General features: G+C 70.3%; 20 protein-coding genes and 1 tRNA gene. 8 read left to right on the top strand and 13 right to left on the bottom strand.

The features are described 5' to 3' along the window. Positions 1-16 precede the first annotated feature (16 nt). Positions 17-1,279, bottom strand: a complete 1,263-nt coding sequence (locus ACZ60B_RS25305; RefSeq protein WP_469390751.1) for a DUF445 domain-containing protein — start codon at positions 1,277-1,279, stop codon at positions 17-19. Between the two features lie 275 nt (positions 1,280-1,554). Here ACZ60B_RS25305 and ACZ60B_RS25310 point away from each other — a divergent pair, with 275 nt between their 5' ends. Continuing rightward, on the top strand, positions 1,555-2,886 hold the full coding sequence (locus ACZ60B_RS25310) for an SGNH/GDSL hydrolase family protein (RefSeq protein ID WP_469390649.1): 1,332 nt from the start codon (positions 1,555-1,557) through the stop codon (positions 2,884-2,886). Positions 2,887-2,995: 109 nt separating this feature from the next. Here the strand turns inward: ACZ60B_RS25310 and ACZ60B_RS25315 are convergent, their stop codons facing one another. Genes ACZ60B_RS25315 through ACZ60B_RS25330 form a run of 4 tightly spaced genes read right to left on the bottom strand, consistent with a single transcriptional unit; the run spans position 2,996 to position 6,586 of the window. Beyond that, complete coding sequence (locus ACZ60B_RS25315; RefSeq protein WP_469390651.1) at positions 2,996-3,838, bottom strand: DUF1707 SHOCT-like domain-containing protein; 843 nt, start codon at positions 3,836-3,838, stop codon at positions 2,996-2,998. 33 nt (positions 3,839-3,871) lie between these two features. Beyond that, on the bottom strand, positions 3,872-4,957 hold the full coding sequence (locus ACZ60B_RS25320) for an ABC transporter ATP-binding protein (protein ID WP_469390653.1): 1,086 nt from the start codon (positions 4,955-4,957) through the stop codon (positions 3,872-3,874). A 14-nt stretch (positions 4,958-4,971) separates the two neighbouring features. Beyond that, entirely contained in the window at positions 4,972-5,736 is a 765-nt protein-coding gene (locus ACZ60B_RS25325) for an ABC transporter permease (protein ID WP_469390753.1), read from the bottom strand. Between the two features lie 49 nt (positions 5,737-5,785). Further along, on the bottom strand, positions 5,786-6,586 hold the full coding sequence (locus ACZ60B_RS25330; RefSeq protein WP_469390756.1) for an ABC transporter permease: 801 nt from the start codon (positions 6,584-6,586) through the stop codon (positions 5,786-5,788). A gap of 472 nt (positions 6,587-7,058) precedes the next feature. Here ACZ60B_RS25330 and ACZ60B_RS25335 point away from each other — a divergent pair, with 472 nt between their 5' ends. Then, entirely contained in the window at positions 7,059-9,755 is a 2,697-nt protein-coding gene (locus ACZ60B_RS25335) for a transglycosylase domain-containing protein (protein WP_469390758.1), read from the top strand. A 16-nt stretch (positions 9,756-9,771) separates the two neighbouring features. On the opposite strand, the gene sugE is transcribed toward ACZ60B_RS25335, so the two are convergent. The 3 genes from sugE to ACZ60B_RS25350 all read right to left on the bottom strand — a co-directional run bounded on the left by sugE (position 9,772) and on the right by ACZ60B_RS25350 (position 11,068). Beyond that, positions 9,772-10,092, bottom strand: coding sequence for a quaternary ammonium compound efflux SMR transporter SugE (gene sugE / locus ACZ60B_RS25340; protein ID WP_469390656.1), 321 nt, complete (start codon positions 10,090-10,092; stop codon positions 9,772-9,774). 232 nt (positions 10,093-10,324) lie between these two features. Beyond that, a complete protein-coding gene (locus ACZ60B_RS25345; protein ID WP_450661011.1) occupies positions 10,325-10,627 on the bottom strand; it encodes a GroES family chaperonin in 303 nt (100 codons plus the stop codon). A 102-nt stretch (positions 10,628-10,729) separates the two neighbouring features. Further along, a complete protein-coding gene (locus ACZ60B_RS25350) occupies positions 10,730-11,068 on the bottom strand; it encodes a DUF3618 domain-containing protein (protein WP_469390658.1) in 339 nt (112 codons plus the stop codon). A gap of 95 nt (positions 11,069-11,163) precedes the next feature. Between ACZ60B_RS25350 and bcp the strand changes: the two genes are divergently transcribed. From bcp to ACZ60B_RS25370, 4 genes are all read left to right on the top strand, one after another. Continuing rightward, positions 11,164-11,631: a thioredoxin-dependent thiol peroxidase gene (gene bcp, locus ACZ60B_RS25355; RefSeq protein ID WP_384724442.1), complete on the top strand. Its 468-nt coding sequence runs from the start codon at positions 11,164-11,166 to the stop codon at positions 11,629-11,631. Positions 11,632-11,772: 141 nt separating this feature from the next. Then, positions 11,773-12,414 (top strand): HNH endonuclease signature motif containing protein, encoded by a 642-nt coding sequence (locus ACZ60B_RS25360; RefSeq protein WP_469390660.1) that lies wholly within the window; start codon positions 11,773-11,775, stop codon positions 12,412-12,414. Continuing rightward, entirely contained in the window at positions 12,411-13,139 is a 729-nt protein-coding gene (locus ACZ60B_RS25365) for an HNH endonuclease signature motif containing protein (protein WP_469390662.1), read from the top strand. The genes ACZ60B_RS25360 and ACZ60B_RS25365 overlap by 4 nt, the downstream gene beginning before the upstream one ends. Then, positions 13,104-13,176 (top strand) — tRNA-Leu (locus ACZ60B_RS25370). Before ACZ60B_RS25365 ends, ACZ60B_RS25370 begins: the two co-directional genes overlap by 36 nt. A 51-nt stretch (positions 13,177-13,227) precedes the next feature. On the opposite strand, the gene rdgB is transcribed toward ACZ60B_RS25370, so the two are convergent. From rdgB to ACZ60B_RS25390, 4 genes are all read right to left on the bottom strand, one after another. Further along, a complete protein-coding gene (gene rdgB, locus ACZ60B_RS25375; RefSeq protein WP_469390664.1) occupies positions 13,228-13,830 on the bottom strand; it encodes an RdgB/HAM1 family non-canonical purine NTP pyrophosphatase in 603 nt (200 codons plus the stop codon). A gap of 34 nt (positions 13,831-13,864) precedes the next feature. Beyond that, positions 13,865-14,266: a hypothetical protein gene (locus ACZ60B_RS25380; protein WP_469390666.1), complete on the bottom strand. Its 402-nt coding sequence runs from the start codon at positions 14,264-14,266 to the stop codon at positions 13,865-13,867. Between the two features lie 151 nt (positions 14,267-14,417). Beyond that, positions 14,418-15,155: a ribonuclease PH gene (gene rph / locus ACZ60B_RS25385; RefSeq protein WP_469390668.1), complete on the bottom strand. Its 738-nt coding sequence runs from the start codon at positions 15,153-15,155 to the stop codon at positions 14,418-14,420. Between the two features lie 78 nt (positions 15,156-15,233). Next, positions 15,234-15,467, bottom strand: a complete 234-nt coding sequence (locus tag ACZ60B_RS25390; protein ID WP_152892847.1) for a PTS sugar transporter subunit IIB — start codon at positions 15,465-15,467, stop codon at positions 15,234-15,236. A 177-nt stretch (positions 15,468-15,644) separates the two neighbouring features. On the opposite strand from ACZ60B_RS25390, the gene ACZ60B_RS25395 reads away from it, so the two are divergent. Together ACZ60B_RS25395 and ACZ60B_RS25400 are read left to right on the top strand one after the other, a co-directional pair. Then, positions 15,645-16,931, top strand: coding sequence for a PTS transporter subunit EIIC (locus ACZ60B_RS25395; protein ID WP_469390670.1), 1,287 nt, complete (start codon positions 15,645-15,647; stop codon positions 16,929-16,931). A 204-nt stretch (positions 16,932-17,135) separates the two neighbouring features. Beyond that, entirely contained in the window at positions 17,136-18,386 is a 1,251-nt protein-coding gene (locus ACZ60B_RS25400; protein ID WP_469390672.1) for a PTS transporter subunit EIIC, read from the top strand. Between the two features lie 121 nt (positions 18,387-18,507). On the opposite strand, the gene ACZ60B_RS25405 is transcribed toward ACZ60B_RS25400, so the two are convergent. Continuing rightward, complete coding sequence (locus ACZ60B_RS25405) at positions 18,508-19,260, bottom strand: MBL fold metallo-hydrolase (protein ID WP_469390674.1); 753 nt, start codon at positions 19,258-19,260, stop codon at positions 18,508-18,510. Positions 19,261-19,264 lie beyond the last annotated feature (4 nt).

Consider the following 19,264-nt stretch of genomic DNA (forward strand, 5'->3'; position numbering starts at 1 on the left):
CCCCGCCCCGTCCCGCCTACGCCCCCAGGACCCGGGACAGCGTGTAGATCGCCAGGCCCGCCAGTGAGCCGACCACCGTGCCGTTGATCCGGATGAACTGGAGGTCTCGGCCGATGTGGGCCTCGATCTTCTTCGTGGTGTGGCGGGCGTCCCAGCTCGCGACGGTGTCCGTGATCAGGGAGGTGATCTCCTTGCGGTACGTCGTCACGACGTGCACCGCCGCGCCCTCCACCCAGCTGTCGACCTTCTCCTGCACCTTCGGTTCGTTCGCCATCCGGGCGCCCAGCGTCAGCAGCGAGGCCCGTACCCGCAGCCGCAGCTCGCTGCGCTCGTCCTCCGCCGCCGACACGATCATGGACCGTACGGCCGTCCAGACGGACCCGATCAGGTCCTGGACCTCGCCGCGGCCCAGCACCTCGCCCTTGAGCCGTTCGACCCGCGCGCGGGTGTCGGTGTCGGACTGGAGGTCGGAGGCGAAGTCGGTGAGGAAGCGGTCCAGGGCGCCACGGGCCGGGTGGGAGGGCATGTCGCGCATCTCGGTGACGAAGCGCAGCAGCTCCTTGTAGACGCGCTCACCGACCTTGCGGTCCACGAACCGCGGGGTCCAGCCGGGCGCGCCGCCCTGCACCGCGTCCATCACGGAGTCGCCGTGCAGCACCAGCCAGTCGTGCGCGCGGGCCACGACGAGGTCCACCGCCCGGCGGTGACCTCCGTCACCGACTATCCGCTCCAGCAGTTTCCCGATGCCGGGCGCGATCTCCTGGGCGCCGGCGCGGCGGGTGATCGCCTCGCTGACCACCGCCTGCACGTCGGAGTCGCGCAGCACGGTCAGCGCGCCGCGCAGGGCGGTGGCCAGTTCGGCCGTCACCCGGTCGGCGTGCTCGGGATCCGCCAGCCAGGTGCCGAGGCGGCTGCCGATGCCGACGGCGCGCAGCCGCTGCCGTACGACGTCCTCGGAGAGGAAGTTCTCGCCGACGAACTCCCCCAGGGAGACGCCGAGCTGATCCTTCTTGTTGGGGATGATCGCGGTGTGCGGGATGGGCAGGCCGAGGGGATGGCGGAACAGGGCGGTGACCGCGAACCAGTCGGCGAGCGCGCCGACCATGCCGGCCTCGGCGGCCGCGGCGACGTACGCCGTCCAGACCCCGGCGCCGGAGTGCCGGGCCACGGTGGCGAGGACGTAGACGAGGGCCACGAGGAGCAGCAGGCCGGTCGCGGTGAGTTTCATCCTGCGCACCCCCCGCCGCTTCTCCTCGTCGGCGGGGCTGAAGGTCGTCATCGTGCGCCGGCTCGCGGCGGGCGAACCCTCTTCGGTCGCTTCGTCTGCTTCGTCCTGATTCGTGACGTTCATCCACTCCACCCGTTCGCTGCCCCTCGGACCTATTGTCCCTTCCTCGTCCCTCAGTGACGGACTCCTGGAACGGAACAAGAGTTCCCGTCGTTTGTGTTCGAGGAAGGTTCGAGGGGGGTTCCGAGCAAGCCGGGCCTCTCCGTCCTTCATGAGCTGTCACAGCGGAGCCCCGGGCTCCCCATGCCCGAGGAGACCCGCGCCGCATGACCAGGCGTCACGGTTGTGCCCTGCTGTCCGCGATCACCGCCCTGATCGTGGCCCTGTCCGCCGCCATATACGTGGGCGTCTCGGTCGGCGCCGGCCGCACCGGCGCGAAGAACGGCGGTTCCCCCGTCCGCGCCGACGCCGTCCCCGCCTCCACCGGCGTCTGGGTCGGCGCCTGGTCCGCCTCCCCGTCCGGCGCCGAGCCGGGCACGGAGACGACCGGCACGGCGGGCCGCTCGATACGCAACGTCGTGCACGCGAGTGCCTCCGGTACGAGTGCCCGCATCACCCTGTCCAACCTCTACGGCACCCGGCCGCTGACCGTCACCCGCGCCTCGATCGCCGTCGCCGCCGGTCCGGACACCGCCGCCGCGGCCACCGGCACCCTGCGCCGGCTCAGCTTCGGCGGCGCCGGTTCGGTCGTCATACCGGCGGGCGGGCAGACGGTCAGCGACGCCGTGCCCCTGCTCGTCCCGCGCGGCGCCGACCTCCTCGTCAGCACCTACTCCCCCGCCTCCTCCGGCCCGGTCACCTACCACGAGGCGGCCCGCCAGATCAGTTACGCCGCCGACGGCGACCACGTCCAGGACGCGACGGGGACGCCGTACGGGGAGCACGACGGCCACTGGCGCTACCTGACCGCCCTGGACGTGCTGAGCAACGAGGCCGACGGCACCGTCGTCGCCCTCGGCGACTCGCTGACCGACGGCGTCACCTCCACCGAGAACGCCAACCGCCGCTGGCCGGACGCCCTTTCGGACCGGCTGCGGACGGCCCTCGGCTCGGGTGCGGACGTGCCCCGCTACAGCGTGGTCAACGAGGGCATCAGCGGCAACCGCGTCCTCGTCGACGGGGGGCCGGGCAGCCCCGCGGGCAACACCAGCGGTCTGAAGCGCTTCGCACGGGACGTACTGGACCGCCCGAACGTCAAGGTCGTCGTCATCGACCTCGGCATCAACGACATCCTGCGCAGCGAGCAGCGCGCCGACCCCGGGGCGATCCTCGACGGCCTGCGCGAGCTGGTACGACAGGCGCACGCCCGGGGGATCAAGGTCGTCGGCGCGACGCTGATGCCCTTCCAGGGCCACCCCCGCTACACCGACGTCCGCGAGGAAGTCCGCCAGGAGGTCAACGCCGTGATCCGGGCCGGGAAGGTGTACGACACGGTCGTCGACTTCGACGAGGCGCTGCGCGACCCGTACGACCCCCGCGCGTTCCGCCCCGACTACGACTCCGGCGACCACCTCCACCCCAGCGACAAGGGCTACCGGGCCATGGCCCGGGCGCTCGACCTGGAGGATCTGAAGGGGTCGGCTCCGGCACGGCTGTGACCGGCGGAGCGTCGGCGGACGGACAGGCGGGACCCGAGCGGGCTCTGCCGGGACCCGGTCCGGGTCCCGGCAGAGCCCGCTCGGGTCCTCGTACGGCCGCCGGTGCCGCTCAGTCCTCGTACCGCCGCCGGTGGCGCTCCTCGCGTCGGGCGTCCCGCCGCTCCCGCTGCGCTTCCCGCCGCTCCTCGTGGTGCGCCCGCCGCAGGTCGCGGTGGCCGTCGAGCATCTTGCGGTGCGCGCCCTCCACCTCGTCGCGGAAGGTGGAGTGCAGGTCCCGCATCGCGGCCTTGCGGTCCAGCTTCTCCTGGCGCCGCTCCTCCTTCAGGCGCAGCCGCTCGGCCCGTGTCACCTTGCGCTCGACGCCCACCCCGCCCCAGAAGGCGAAGCCGCTCAGGATCACCCTCGGCGCCCCCGGGTCCCCCGGCACGCCCGCCTGGGTGTGGTCGAAGCCGCCCATGATGCCGATGCCGCGCACCACGACCTCGACGCCGGGCGGCACGATGACGTTCAACCCGCCCATGATCGCGACGCAGTTGATCTCCACCTCGCGGTCGGCGAAGTTCGCCTCGCGCAGGTCGATCTCACCGCCGCCCCAGAAGGCGAAGCAGTTGAACCGCTTCGGCATCGTCCAGCGCCCCCTGCGCTGGAAGCCGGACATCACGGCGACGGCCCACGGCGACGAACCCTCGCCGCCGACGATCCGCCCCGCCCAACTCCCGTCGCCCTCGGGCTCCTTGATCAGGGAAACGGAGGGCGGCGTGACCCCGGCCGACGGCAGGTCACGGGTGATCGGGGCCAGTTCGCCGTACGTCCGCGCCTTGTACGTCGCCTCCAGCCGCTCCTCGAACTCCTCCATGTCGAGGCGGCCTTCGGCGACGGCGTCCCGCAGGACCTCGGCGACTCGCTCACGATCGGCGTCGGAGGCACGCAGCTCCGGGGCATCGTCGGTCATGCCCGACAGCCTACGAGTTCCCGGCTCCCGGCACTACGCGCCGGCCCTCTCCGTCGGGGGCTCGAGGGTCCCCGCTCCCGGCTCCGCCCCCGCCGGAGGTCGCGTCGCGTCCGTCGACCACAGCATCTTGGCGATCACGGCCTCGATGTCCGGCTCCCGCACCGACAGATCGACCAGCGGGTACGACGCCGCGATCCGCGCCACCAGCGGCGCCGCCGACTCGGTCGCGGGGAAGGCCAGCCACTGCCGCGGCCCCTCCACCTTCACCACCCGCGCCCCCGGCACCTCGACCGGCGGCACCTCCCGCTCCAGGTCCACCACCAGGGTCCGCTCGCTCTCCCCCACCTCGTGCAGCCCCGCCAGCGCGCCGTCGTACACCAGCCGCCCGTGGTCGATCACCATCACCCGCGAGCACAACTGCTCGATGTCCTGGAGGTCGTGCGTGGTCAGCAGCACCGTCGTGCCGCGCTCGGCGTTCAGCTCGCGCAGGAACTCCCGCACCCTGGCCTTGGAGATCACGTCCAGACCGATGGTCGGCTCGTCGAGGTAGAGCACCTCCGGATCGTGCAGCAGGGCCGCCGCGATGTCACCGCGCATCCGCTGCCCCAGTGAAAGCTGCCGTACCGGAACGTCCAACAGGTCGCCGAGTTCCAGGAGTTCCACGCACCGGTCGAGGTTCTCCCGGTAACGCCCGTCCGGGATGCGGTACATACGGTGTATCAACCGGTACGAGTCGATCAACGGCAGGTCCCACCACAGGGTCGTCCGCTGCCCGAACACCACCCCGATACGCCGTGCCAGCCGCGCGCGCTCACGGGACGGGTCGATGCCCGCGACCCGCAGCCGGCCGGCGCTGGGCGTCAGGATGCCGGTCAGCATCTTGATGGTGGTCGACTTCCCGGCGCCGTTCGGCCCGATGTAGCCCACCATCTCCCCGCGCACGACCGTGAAGGAGATCGAGTCCACCGCCCGCACCTGCCGCGACTCCCGGCGCAGGAAGCCCGTCTTCCTGCGCACGGAGAAGACCTTCTCGACCCGGTCGAGTTCGATGAGAGCGCCGCCCTCACCGAGAGCACCACCCTCACCGGGAGAACCGCCCACGTCGCCCGTACCGCTCATGCCCCGGGTCCCTCCTAACTTCCCGTACTCCGATAGGCCCGCAGTCCCGCCCGCCAGGCCACGCCCGCCAGCGCGCAGCAGGCCACCGCCACCGCAGGACCGGCGAACGCCACCCAGCCGGGCAGCCCCAGCGGCAGCGGCCGCCCCAGCACGTAGCTCGCCGGCAGCCAGTTGACGAAGGCCAGCGGCAGCACGAACGTCACCCCCCGCACCAGGTCCTGGGCGAACACGGTCGGCGGATACTGGAGCAGCGTCGTACCGCCGTACGTGAACGCGTTCTGCACCTCCGAGGCGTCCTGCGCCACGAACTGGAAGGCCGCGCCCGCGACGAACACCGCGCCGAAGATCCCGCAGCCGCTCACCACCATCCACGGCATCAGCAGCACCCTGGCCGGGGTCCAGTCGATGCCGAGCGACGCCAGCGCGTAACCCAGCACCAGCGCCCCCTGCACCACCCGGCCCAGTCTGCGCAGCCCGAACCGGTCGGCGGCCACCTGCGCGAGCACCGGCACCGGCCGCACCAGCAGGGTGTCCAGCGTCCCGTCCCGCACCCGGCCGCCCAGCCGGTCCATCGACCCGATCGCCAGATCGGCCAGCCCGAACGCCATCCCGGACAGGCCGTAGAGGAACGCGACCTCCGGCAGCGACCAGCCGCCCAGCGCGTCCACCCGGGAGAACATCAAAAGGATCGCCACGAAGTCCAGCGCGGTCGCCGCGAAGTTCCCGAACGTCGTCATGACGAAGGACGCCCGGTAGGCCATCGTGGAGCGGATCCACATCCCGGCGATCAGCCGGTACGCCCGCACGCCCTCCGCGAACCGCCCCGGCTCAGCCACCCTGCACCACCACCCGCCGCGTCGCCGCCGACTGCACCAGCCGCCCCGCCCCCAGCAGCACCACCGCCCACCCCGCCTGGAAGGCGTACGTGGACCACGGGCCGGCCTCGCCCAACAGCACGTCGGCCGGCGCCTGGAGCAACGCCGACCACGGCAACATCCGCACGATGTCGCCCAGTTCACCCGGGAACACGTTCAACGGGACGATCATCCCCGAGCAGAAGAACCCCACGATCCACGACATCTGCTGCGCGCCCGTGCCGTCCATCAGCCAGAACGCGCTCAGCGCCACCAGGAAGCGCACCCCGAAGCCGACCACCATCGCCAGCGCCACCGCGACCAGGAAGGCCGCCCAGGTCAGCACGTCGTGGGGCAACGCGGTCGGGAAGAGCAGCGCGCCGAACACGAAGGGCACCACGCCCCGCCCCAGCAACTGGAACAGGGCCCGGCCCAAGTCGGCCGACAGCCACCACAGTTGGAGATCGGCAGGCCGGTACAGGTCGATCGCGATGTCGCCCGTGCGGATGCGCTCCATCAGCTCCGTCTCGACCCCGCCGCCGCCCAGGGCGAGCGTCGACAGAAGAGCCTGTCCCAGCCACACATAGGTCACCGCCTGCGCCTGGTCGTAGCCGCCCAGATGCGGTTTCTCGTCCCACAGTGCGAGATATGTGTAGACCAGGATCAGGCCGAAAACAGTGTTCGTGAAGACCCCCGCGGCCGTGGCCACCCGGTACGTCGCGTACCGTCGGAATCCCCCCGCCGCGACGGCCCCGTACAACCGTCCCGCGCCCACGCCCACCGCCTTCCAGGTCCGCCCGGCACCGAAGCGCAGGAGCCTACTGCGCGTGTGACCCGGCACACCACGCAATTTCCGGCGGAACGCGTGCCGATTTTCGGGAACGAAACGCTTGGTGCGACAGTCTTTAACTGGGGGCAGAGAAGGCGTACGAGGGCGTACGGGAACGTACGACGCGAAACAGGAGTCCGTGCACGACATGAGCGACGAGCCGCAGCCGCAGCAGCCGACCGAGGGCCCGGCCCGGAGCGCACCCCAGCCGGCCGACGAGCCGGGCGGCGACCGCGACCGCGGCGGCCGGGGCGACGGCGAGGGCGGCGAGGGCGGGGGCGCCGGGAACCAGGGGGCCGCCGAGACCGCCCGGCCCACCCCGGCCACCGAGACCACCAAGGCCGCCGAAGCCGCCGAAGCCGCCGTGCGTGACGAGGCGGCCACGAGCGACGCCGAGGCCGGAGCGGCCGAGGCGGAGATGACCGCGCGACTCCCCCGGGCGACGCCCGAGCCGGACGCCACCGCGCAGCTCCGCCGCGTGACCCCCGAGCCGGACGCGACCGCGCAGCTCCGCCGGGTGACCGCCGAACCGGACGCGACCGCGCAGCTCCGCCGCGTGACCCCCGAGCCGGACGCGACCGCCGCCCGGACCGCCCGCCCCTCGGTTCCCGCGCAGGGCGCCCGCCGCCCCTCCGTCCCCGCCCAGGCCGCCCCGCTCGCGGCGGCGGCGGCCGCCGCCCGGACGGCCCACGCACCCCAGCCGGCACCGGCGCAGGCGCACGGACAGGCGCAGGCCGGCTACGCACCCCAGGGTCCCCGGACCGCCCAGGCCGTGCAGACCGTCGCACCCGACCAGGCCGCCGAGCCCGTGAACAGCGGGAAGAAGCCCAAGCGCCCCAAGCGCACCGGCTGGCGCCGGATCTTCCCGACCTGGCGCATGGTGCTGAGCACCCTCGTCATCGGCGTCCTGCTGCTGATCGGCCTGTTCTTCCTCGGCTACTCCATGGTCAAGATCCCGCCGGCCAACGCGCTCGCCACCAAGCAGAGCAACGTCTACCTCTACGCCGACGGCGCCGAGATCGCCCGGGACGGCGAGATCAACCGCGAGAACGTCACCCTCGCCCAGGTCTCCAAGGACGCCCAGCACGCCGTGCTCGCCGCCGAGGACCGCGACTTCTACACCGAGTCCGCGATCGACCCCAAGGCGATGCTCCGGGCCGGCTGGAACACCGCCACCGGCAAGGGCAAGCAGTCCGGCTCCACGATCACCCAGCAGTACGTCAAGAACTACTACCTCGCGCAGGAGCAGACCGCCAAGCGCAAGGTGAAGGAGTTCTTCATCTCCATCAAGCTCGACCGCACGGAGAGCAAGGACAAGATCCTCGAGGGCTACCTCAACACCAGCTACTTCGGCCGCAACGCCTACGGCATCCAGGCCGCCGCCAAGGCCTACTACGGCGTCGACGCCGTGGACCTCGACCCCGCCAAGGGCGCCTACCTCGCCGCACTGGTCAACGCGCCCAGCGAGTACGACGTCATCGCGCACCCCGAGAACAAGGCGGCCGCCCAGGCCCGCTGGAACTACGTCCTCGACGGCATGGTCACCAAGGGCTGGCTCAGCGCCTCCGAACGCGCCGGCATGAAGTTCCCGGCGCCGAAGGAGAACAGCGCCGCCGCCACGGGCATGTCCGGGCAGCGCGGCTACATCGTCGACGCGATCAAGGAATACCTGAAGGACAACAAGATCGTCACCGCGGACGAGCTGGAGGCCGGCGGCTACCGCGTCACCACCACGCTCCAGAAGTCCAAGCAGGACGCCCTCGTCGACGCCGTCAACGACAAGCTCATGTCCAAGCTGGACAAGAAGGACCGCAAGGTCGACAACTCCGTCCGCGCGGGCGGCGCCGCCGTCGACCCCAAGACCGGCAAGGTCGTCGCGATGTACGGCGGCGTCGACTACATCAAGCAGTACACGAACAACGCCACCCGCGGGGACTTCCAGGTCGGCTCCACCTTCAAGCCGTTCGTGTTCACCTCCGCCGTCCAGAACGGGTCGAAGACCCAGGACGGCCGCGCCATCACCCCGAACACCTACTACGACGGGACCAACAAGCGGCCCGTCCAGGGCTCGAACGGCGACGCCTACGCGCCGGCCAACGAGGACGACGTCTCCTACGGCAACATCACCGTGGGCACCGCCACCGACAAGTCCGTCAACTCCGTGTACGCGCAGATGGCCGTCGACGTCGGCCCCCAGAAGGTCAAGGACACCGCGGTCGCCCTCGGCGTCCCCGCCGCCACCAAGGACCTCAACCCCTACCCGTCCATCGCCCTGGGCACCGCCACCGCCAGCGTCCTCGACATGGCGGAGGCCTACGCCACCCTCGCCAACCACGGCAAGGCCGGCGCGTACACGATGATCGACAAGGTCACCAAGGACGGCCGGAGCATCATGGACACGCCCGAGGCGAAGACCCGCCGGGCCGTCACCCGCGAAGCCGCCGACACCACCACCTACGTCCTGCGCAGCGTCGTCCAGAACGGCACCGCCACCGCCGCCCAGGCCGCCGGCCGCCCCGCCGCCGGCAAGACCGGCACCGCCGAGAACGACACGGCCGCCTGGTTCGCCGGCTACACCCCCGAGCTGGCCACCGTCATCTCGGTCATGGGCCAGGACCCGGTCACCGCCGCCCACACCCCGCTCTACGGCGCGATGGGCCTCCAGCGCGTCAACGGCGGCGGCGCCCCCACCGAGATCTGGGCGCAGTTCACCAGGAACGCCCTCAAGGGCAAGCCGGTGACCGACTTCGACCTCCAGCTCCAGGCGGGCGCCGACCAGCCCGCGCCCCCGCTCCCCGACCCCTCCCAGAGCGCCCAGGCGCCCTCCGGCCAGAACGACGGCAACGCCACCGAGGGCACGGACAACGGCGGCACCGACGGCTCCACCACGACCGGGAACACCGGCACGCCGACCGACGGCGGCACCGACGGCTCCACCACGGGCGGCGGCGCCGACGGCTCCACCACGACCGGGAACACCGGCTCGACGACCGACGGCGGCACCGGTGACGGCTCGTCCGGGGAGACCACCGGCGGCACCACCGGGGACACCGGCAGCACCGGCACCGTCGGCACCACGCTGGGGACGGGCGCCCTCGGCACCCGCAGGGAGTGACCGGCCGGTCCGCCGGTCAGTGACCCGAGGTCGCCTTCAGCCCCACCACGGCGACCAGCAGCAGACCCACGAAGAAGATCCGGGCGGCGGTCGCCGGCTCACCCAGCACCACCATGCCGACCACCGCCGCACCGGCCGCCCCGATCCCCACCCACACTCCGTACGCCGTGCCGATCGGCAGCGACCTCGTGGCGTACGACAGCAGCACCATGCTCGCGACGATGCCGCACCCCGTGAGCAGACTGGGCACGAGGCGGGTGAAACCGTCGGTGTACTTCATGCCGACCGACCAGCCGACCTCCAGCAGACCGGCGACGACGAGCAGAACCCAGGCCATGACAGGCACCTCCGAGACGTACGGACTCTTCCGGGGTGCGTCGTCCTTCCCTGTCACGCCGGCTCGCCGACCCGCGTCGGCAGCCTGTGACCCCGGTACGGCGCGTCTCGTCGGGCTCCTTCCCAACGTAGCAAAAGCACGAAGAGGGGGCTGGTGACCATGGTCACCAGCCCCCTCTTACGTTCTCGAACGTGCTCGAACGCTCTCGGACCGCGAGATCGAAGATGCGGAATCAGAGATACAGCCCCGTGGAGTCCTCCGACCCCTCGAACCGGTCCGCCGCCACCGCGTGCAGGTCGCGCTCGCGCATGAGCACGTACGCCACGCCCCGCACCTCGACCTCGGCACGGTCCTCCGGGTCGTACAGCACCCGGTCGCCCGGCTCCACGCTGCGTACGTTCTGCCCCACCGCGACGACCTCGGCCCAGGCCAGCCGGCGCCCCACGGCGGCCGTGGCCGGGATGAGGATGCCGCCGCCGGAACGCCGCTCGCCCTCGGCGGTGTCCTGCCGCACGAGTACGCGGTCGTGCAGCATCCGGATGGGCAGCTTGTCGTGCTGCGAACTGTGTCTGTTGGCGCTCACACCTTGAACCTACCTGCCCTCTGCGAATCCGTACGCGGGTGGGTCGCCCGCCGCTCAGCGCCTGCGGCGCCTGGAACCGACGACGAGCAGCCCGACCAGGCCGACCGCGACCAGCGCGACGGGCACGACCCGCTCCATCCTCGGCGTGCCCGTCTCGTCGACGAACTGCGCCTTCACATCGCTCACGACCCGGTTCACACCGACGTACGCCCGTCCGAGCGTGTGGTCGATGTTGGAGACGACCTTGGCCTTGGCGTCGCCGACGATGGTCTTGGGGTGCACCCGCACACCGATCTCGTCGAGGGTCTCCGCCAGAACGTCCCGACGGCGCTTGATGTCCGCCTCGATCTGCGCCGGGCTTCTGGTGTCCGACGTTTCCGACGTGTCCGCCACCGTACGGCCTCCAAAATCTGCTGATGCGTTGTTCCGGACAGTCTGTCAGGTTCGCGGCGCGCCGCACGGTCAGGACCCCCGGTTACGCTAGGCCGATGAGCGAGCGACTCCAGCCCGGGGACACCGCCCCCGCCTTCACCCTGCCCGACGCCGACGGGAACGAGGTGTCACTGGCCGACCACAAGGGCCGCAAGGTGATCGTCTACTTCTACCCGGCGGCCCTGACTCCCGGCTGCACCAAGCAGGCGTGCGACTTCACGGACAACCTGGACCTCCTGGCCGGCGCCGGGTACGACGTCATCGGCGTCTCCCCCGACAAGCCGGAGAAGCTGGCCAAGTTCCGCGAGAAGGAGTCCCTGAAGGTCACGCTGGTCGGCGACCCCGACAAGACGGTCCTGGAGGCGTACGGCGCCTTCGGCGAGAAGATGAACTACGGCAAGACCTACATGGGCGTCATCCGCTCCACGATCGTCGTGGACGAGGACGGCAAGGTGGAGCGGGCCCTCTACAACGTCCGCGCGACGGGCCACGTAGCCAAGATCATCAAGGACCTGGGCATCTGAGGTCCCCGTCCCGCACCTGTGAAGCGGCCCGCCCCGGACACCCGGCGCGGGCCGCTTTGCATTCCGGGCGTGACTGTCCGACGAGCTGCTCGTTGGTCCGTACGAGCCACGAACAGGTGGCCGAGAACGGAGGGGGTCTCGATGGGCGCGAGCGCGTACACCAGGGAGCGACTGGAGGAGGCGGCCCGGGAGGCTCGGACGCTGTCCGAGGCGCTGGAGAGGCTGGGAGTGGAGCCGGGGGGTCCGACGCGGGGATACCTCCGGGAGCGGATGCGAAAGCTCGGGGTGGACACGTCGCACTTCGAACGCGAGGGGGTGCGATGGACCAGGGAGGTGCTCCAAGCGGCGGTCTCCGCGTCGACGAACATGTGCGAGGTGCTGCGCCGTCTTGGGCTGGAGGTTGTGGGCGGGCATCACACGCACATCAGCCGCAGGATCAGGGCGTACGGGATCGACACGTCGCACTTTCAGGTACCGACGCGGCGCGGCAAGCCACGGCGGCCCCGGACCCCCGAGGGACTGCTCGTCGAGCAGCCGGAGGCGGACGCCCGCCGTATCCCCAGCGACCGCCTGAAATGGGCGATGAAGGCCTCTGGCATGCCGGAGCGCTGCGCTCTGTGCGGGGTCGAAGCGATGTGGCAGGGGCATCCGCTGCCACTCGAAGTCGACCACATCGACGGCAACTGGCGCGACAACCGCATCGGAAACCTGCGCCTCCTGTGCCCCAACTGCCATTCGACGACGGACAGTTATCGAGGACGCGGCAAAGGGCGGAACTCATGAAGGGGGGCACGCATTACACCCGGGAGCAGCTGGCCGAGGCGGCCGCGCAGTGTTCTGACATCGAGGAGGTCATCGCCTTCTTCGGCACTCGCCCATACGGCCAGCTCCGCCGCCACCTCTTCCGACGCTTCGAGCACTTCGGGATCGGCGTCTCTCATATGCCTCGCCAGAAGCGAAGGAAGGCGACATCCGCCAGACCGGCCACTGACGAGTTGCGCCGTGCAGTCGAGGGCGCGACCTCCCTCGCGGACGCGCTCCGCGCTCTGGGGATGGAGCCCTATAACTCCAGGCTGCGCAGCCTGCTCCGCCAATGGGCGGCGGAGGACGGCCTCGACACCACCCATTTCCTGGGGCAAGCGCACCGGCGGGGCAAACCGGGCTGCGTACCGCTCAGGCTCGCTGCGGACATCCTGGTCCGGCACGACGGCAGCCGCAGAACGAGGTCCCATCTGCTGCGCCGAGCCCTGCTGGAGGTGGGTGAACCGGAGAGGTGCGCCGAATGCGGCGTCGGCCCCGAGTGGCTCGGCAGGCCCATGACGCTGGAGGTCGATCACATCAACGGTGACTGGAGCGACGACCGGCTGGCGAACCTGCGGTTGTTGTGCCCGAATTGCCACGCGGTTACCGACACCTGGTGCAGAGGCGGCAGACGCCGACGCACGTCGCCCAGTAAAGTAGGCCCGACACTGGCGCCCGTACGCCAAGGGCTGAGCGGCGATCTTTAGGTGGTCGTGTCTGTCGGTTCGAATCCGACCGGGCGCACAAATCAGCCCCTCGCCTTCGTCATCGAAGACGAGGGGCCGTTGTACGAGCTCAGCCCAACAGCTCCCGCACCACCGGTACCAGACCCCGGAACGCCTTGCCGCGGTGGCTGATCGCGTTCTTCTCGGACGGGGTCAGTTCCGCGCAGGTCCGGGTCTCGTCGTCCGGCTGGAGGATCGGGTCGTAGCCGAAGCCGTTCGTGCCGGCCGGGGCGTGGCGCAGGACGCCCCGCAGTCGGCCCTCGACCACGCGTTCCGTGCCGTCGGGCAGGGCGAGGGCGGCCGCGCAGGCGAAGTGGGCGCCGCGGTGTTCCTCGGCGATGTCGGAGAGCTGGGCGAGGAGCAGGTCCAGGTTGGCCTTGTCGTCGCCGTGGCGGCCGGCCCAGCGGGCGGAGAAGATGCCGGGTGCGCCGCCCAGGACGTCGACGCACAGGCCGGAGTCGTCGGCCACGGCGGGGTGGCCGGTGGCCTGGGCGAGGGCGTGGGCCTTGAGGAGGGCGTTCTCGGCGAAGGTGACGCCGGTTTCCTTGACGTCGGGGATGTCGGGGTAGGCGTCCGCGCCGACGAGGTCGTGGGGCAGTCCTGCGTCGGCGAGGATCGACCTCAGTTCGGTGATCTTTCCGGCGTTGCGGGTGGCGAGGATCAGGCGGGTCATGCCGACCAGTATCCCGGGCCCCGGCCGGCGGTCCCTACGGTGTGCAGACCTTGGTGAGTTCGCCGGCGGCGTCGGTGACGGGGCTGAGGTCGGGGGTGTTGTCGCCGTTGTCGACGGCGGTGCGGACGTTGGCGACGGCCTTGCGGAGGTCGTCGACCGCCTTGTTGACGTCGGCGTTGTCGGTCCTGTCGCCGATCCGGTCGAGGTTGCTCTCGATGGAGGCGATGGACTGGCTGGTGCGGGTGGGGTCGTCGGCGGTGTTCTCGACGGCCTGCTGGAGGTCGGTGACGCTGTCGGCGATGGTGTCGGCGGTCTGGACGCAGTCGAGGGCGGTGCCGACGGCGTCGCAGCCGGTGGTGAGGCCGGTGGTGAGCGCGACGGCCGCCAGGGCGGTGGCGATGGTGGTGCGGTGGCCTCGGCGTCTGTTCGCGCCCATGGGTGGTTCCCTCCCCGTTGTCGGGCCCGTGGGCCCCGTTCCCGTTGTGGTGCCGCTGGGGGCGCACGGTGGTGTGCCGTGCGCCCGTACTCGTAGACGCGGCGGGTGAGGGGGCGGTTGCCCGGCCGAGCCGTTCCGCTTGGTGCGTCTTTTACTTTTCGAGGACGGCCTCGAGTGCCGTGCGCTGTGCGGCGGCGAGGTCGATGCAGCCGGAGACGGCGAGGTCGAGGAGGGAGTCGAGTTCGGCGCGGTCGAAGGGCTGCGCCTCGGCGGTGCCCTGGACCTCGACGAAGCGGCCGTCGCCGGTGCAGACGACGTTCATGTCGGTCTCGGCGCGGACGTCTTCCTCGTAGCAGAGGTCGAGCAGGGGCACTCCGGCGACGATGCCGACGGAGACGGCGGAGACGGTGCCGGTGAGGGGCTGGCGGCCGGCCTTGACGAGCTTGCGGCCCTGGGCCCAGGTGATGGCGTCGGCGAGGGCGACGTAGGCGCCGGTGATGGCGGCGGTGCGGGTGCCGCCGTCGGCCTGGAGGACGTCGCAGTCGAGGACGACGGTGTTCTCGCCGAGGGCCTTGTAGTCGATGACCGCGCGCAGGGAGCGGCCGATGAGGCGGCTGATCTCGTGGGTGCGGCCGCCGATCTTGCCGCGGACGGACTCGCGGTCGCCGCGGGTGTTGGTGGCGCGGGGGAGCATGGAGTATTCGGCGGTGACCCAGCCTTCGCCGCTGCCCTTGCGCCAGCGGGGCACGCCTTCGGTGACGGAGGCGGTGCAGAAGACCTTGGTGTCACCGAAGGAGACGAGGACGGAGCCTTCTGCGTGCTTGCTCCAGCCGCGTTCGATGGTGACGGGGCGGAGCTGTTCGGGGGTGCGGCCGTCGATTCGAGACATGGCGCCGAGCCTAGTCGCACAACGGGAGGGGCCCCCTCCCTTACCGGGAAGGGGCCCCGTCCGAGGGAGGCGGATGCCTCACATCATGTCTTCGATCTCCGCGGCGATGGGGTCGGCGTCGGTGCCGATGACGACCTGGATGGCGGTGCCCATCTTCACGACGCCGTGGGCGCCGGCGGCCTTGAGCGCGGCGTCGTCGACGAGGCTGGCGTCTGCGACCTCGGTGCGGAGCCGGGTGATGCAGCCTTCGACCTCTTCGATGTTCTCGATGCCGCCGAGCCCGGCAACGATCTTCTCAGCCTTGGTGGCCATGTTCCTTCTCCCTGTTACGAACCGCTTTGTCGCAGTAACCCACAGTTGGCCCAACTTTGCGAGCGGCCGTGTCGTGGGTGCCGAATGCTGGTGTTCACGACAACGGAACCGTCCGCGAACTGGTCTACACCACCAGATGGACGCCCGCCAAACCAGGCCCCCACCGCGAGGAGCCCGATGAGCGCAGACGCCACGATCAGCCCCGCCCGTCAGCGCTGGAACGGCCTGTTCCAGGGTTTGCAGAAGATGGGACGCAGTCTCCAGCTGCCGATCGCGGTGCTTCCGGCGGCGGGCATCCTCACCCGGCTGGGACAGCCCGACGTGTTCGGGGACCAGGGGCTGGGCTGGACGGACGTCTCGAAGGTGATGGTGGGGGCGGGTGGCGCGCTGCTCGACAGCGCCTTCGGGCTGCCGATGCTGTTCTGCGTGGGTGTGGCCATCGGGATGGCGAAGAAGTCGGACGGGTCGACCGCGCTCGCGGCGGTCGCGGGATTCCTCGTCTACTTCAACGTGCTGCGCCAGTTCCCGGAGGACTGCGCGGCGGGGTCCGAACCGGTCGCCACGGGCTGCCGGTTGACGGACGGTTCGGTGACGGTGTTCGCGTACCAGAATCCGGGGGTGTTCGGCGGCATCGTAATGGGGCTGCTGTCGGCGTTCTTCTGGGCGCGCTACCACCGTACGAGGCTGGTGGACTGGCTGGGCTTCTTCAACGGCCGCCGACTGGTGCCGATCGTCATGTCGTTCGTCGCGATCGCGTTCGCGGCGCTGTGCCTGTGGGTGTGGCCGCCCGTGGGTGACGCCCTGGAGGGTTTCTCCGACTGGCTGGACGGTCTGGGCTCTTACGGCGCCGGCATCTTCGGGGTGGCGAACCGCGCGTTGCTGGTGATCGGTCTGCACCAGTTCCTGAACGTGCCCATCTGGTTCCAGTTCGGCAGCTTCACCAAGCCGGACGGCACGGTGGTGCACGGTGACATCAACATGTTCCTGGCGGGCGACCCGACCGCGGGCCAGTTCACCTCGGGCTTCTTCCCGATCATGATGTTCGCGCTGCCGGGGGCGGCGCTGGCGATCACGCACTGCGCGCGGCCGGACCGGCGCAAGGAGGTCGGGGGCCTGATGCTGTCGGTGGCGCTGACGTCGTTCGTCACCGGGATCACGGAGCCGCTGGAGTACTCGTTCATGTTCGTGGCGCCGCTGCTGTACGTGTTCCACGCGCTGTTGACGGGTGTGTCGATGGCGGCGACATGGGGGCTGGGGGTGCACGACGGGTTCAGCTTCTCCGCGGGACTGATCGACTACGTCATCAACTGGAACCTGGCGACCAGGCCTTGGCTGATCGTGCCCATCGGTCTGGGCTTCGCCGCCGTCTACTACGCGGTCTTCCGATTCGCCATCACGAGGTTCGATTTGCGGACACCTGGGCGGGAACGGGCTGATGAAGTGGAAGACATCACAAAGGTGTAGAGCGTCGCTTTTGTCACAAAGCCCTCGGACCGACGGTCCGGGGGCCTTACTTTTGTCCGGACTGCACTGGATCGTCCCTCTCGGCGAGCACCACGCGTAGTGATCCGGTAGCTGATTTCACGGGTTCCTTAGAAGGTTCCTAATCGGCTATAACTGGTCTACACCACTGAGTGGTGTAGACCATCCCCTTGATGGAGGAACGCTATGAGCACCGCCACCGCAACGGCGGCTCCCGCAAAGAAGCGGGGATCCGGCCTGTTCCAAGGCTTGCAGAAGGTCGGTCGCAGCTTGCAGCTGCCGATCGCCGTCCTTCCGGCGGCGGGCATCCTGCTGCGACTCGGCCAGCCCGATGTGTTCGGCGCCGACGGCCTCGGCTGGAACAAGGTCGCTTCCGTCTTCGCCACCGCCGGTGACGCGGTGTTCAGCAATCTGCCGCTGCTGTTCTGCGTCGGCATCGCCATCGGCTTCGCCAAGAAGGCCGACGGCTCCACGGCCCTGGCCGCGCTGGTCGGCTTCCTGGTCTACAAGAACGTGCTGACCGCGTTCCCCATCACCGAGGCCCAGGTCACCAAGGGCGCGGACATCGCCGCGACGTACAACGACCCGAAGGTCCTCGGCGGCATCGTCATGGGCCTGATAGCCGCCGTCACCTGGCAGCGGTTCCACCGCACCAAGCTGCCCGACTGGCTCGGCTTCTTCAACGGCCGTCGCCTGGTCCCGATCCTGATGGCCTTCATCGGCACCGCCATCGGCGTCTTCTTCGGCCTGGTCTGGGAGCCCATCGGCGACGTCATCACCAACTTCGGTGAGTGGATGACCGGTCTCGGCGCTGTCGGCGCGGGCATCTTCGGTGCGATCAACCGCGCGCTGCTCCCGGTCGGCATGCACCAGTTCGTCAACACGGTGGCCTGGCAGGAGATCGGCTCGTACAAGGACGCCTCGGGCGCCCTGTGGCACGGCGACCTGCCGCGCTTCTTCCACGGTGACCCGACCGCAGGTCAGTTCATGACCGGCTTCTTCCCCATCATGATGTTCGCGCTGCCGGCCGCCGCCCTGGCGATCACGCACACCGCCCGCCCCGAGCGCCGCAAGGTCGTCGGCGGCATGATGATGTCGCTCGCGCTCACCTCGTTCGTCACGGGCATCACCGAGCCGATCGAGTTCGCGTTCATGTTCATCGCGCCGGTCCTGTACGTGATCCACGCGGTCCTGACCGCCCTGTCGATGGCGGTCACCTGGGCCCTCGGCGTGCACCACGGCTTCAGCTTCTCGGCCGGTGCGATCGACTACTTCTTGAACTGGAACCTCGCCACCAAGCCCTGGATGATCATCCCGATCGGTCTGGTCTTCGCGGCGATCTACTACGCGGTCTTCCGCTTCGCCATCACCAAGTGGAACCTCCCCACCCCGGGCCGCGAGCCCGAGGAGGAGGTCGAGGACCTCACGAAGGCGTGAGTCGCCTCTGACCTGAACGTCCGAACGGCAGAAGGCCCCCGGAGCTCCTGGCTCCGGGGGCCTTCGTCATGTCGGGGGACCTGCCCGGCGGTTCGTCACGCCGTGGCGCCGCCCGCGGGTCCTAGACGTCGTACGACATCCGCGGCGCCGCCAGTTCCAGCGGTCCGTCGTACACCGCTCGCGCGTGCGCCAGGTTGATCGCGGGGTCCGTCCACGGCGGCACATGGGTCAGCACCAGGCGGCGGGCGCCCGCGCGGGCCGCCGTCTCGCCCGCCTCGCGGCCGTTGAGGTGCACGTCGGGGATGTCCTCCCGGCCGTGGGTGAAGGCGGCCTCGCACAGGAACAGGTCGGTGTCCCGGGCCAGTTCCGTCAGCACGTCGGTGACTCCCGTGTCGCCGGAGTACGTCAGCGAACGGCCGCCGTGCTCGATGCGGATGGCGTACGCCTCCACCGGGTGGGCCACCCGCTCGGTGTGCACGGTGAACGGGCCGATCTCGAACGTGGACGGCTTGACCGTGTGGAAGTCGAAGACCTCGCTCATCGACGAGGCGGTGGGGGTGTCACCGTAGGCCGTGGTGAGGCGGTGCTCGGCGCCCTCCGGCCCGTAGACCGGGATCGGGGCGCACCGGCCGCCGTCGTGGCGGTAGTAGCGCGCGACGAAATAGGCGCACATGTCGATGCAGTGGTCGGCGTGCAGATGACTCAGGAAGATCGCGTCGAGGTCGTAGAGACCGCAGTGGCGCTGCAACTCTCCGAGGGCACCGTTGCCCATGTCGAGAAGCAACCGGAAGCCGTCGGCCTCGACGAGGTAGCTCGAGCAGGCCGATTCCGCGGACGGGAACGACCCCGAGCAGCCGACGACGGTGAGCTTCATAAAG

The organism is Streptomyces sp. NPDC104096 (assembly GCF_055584385.1).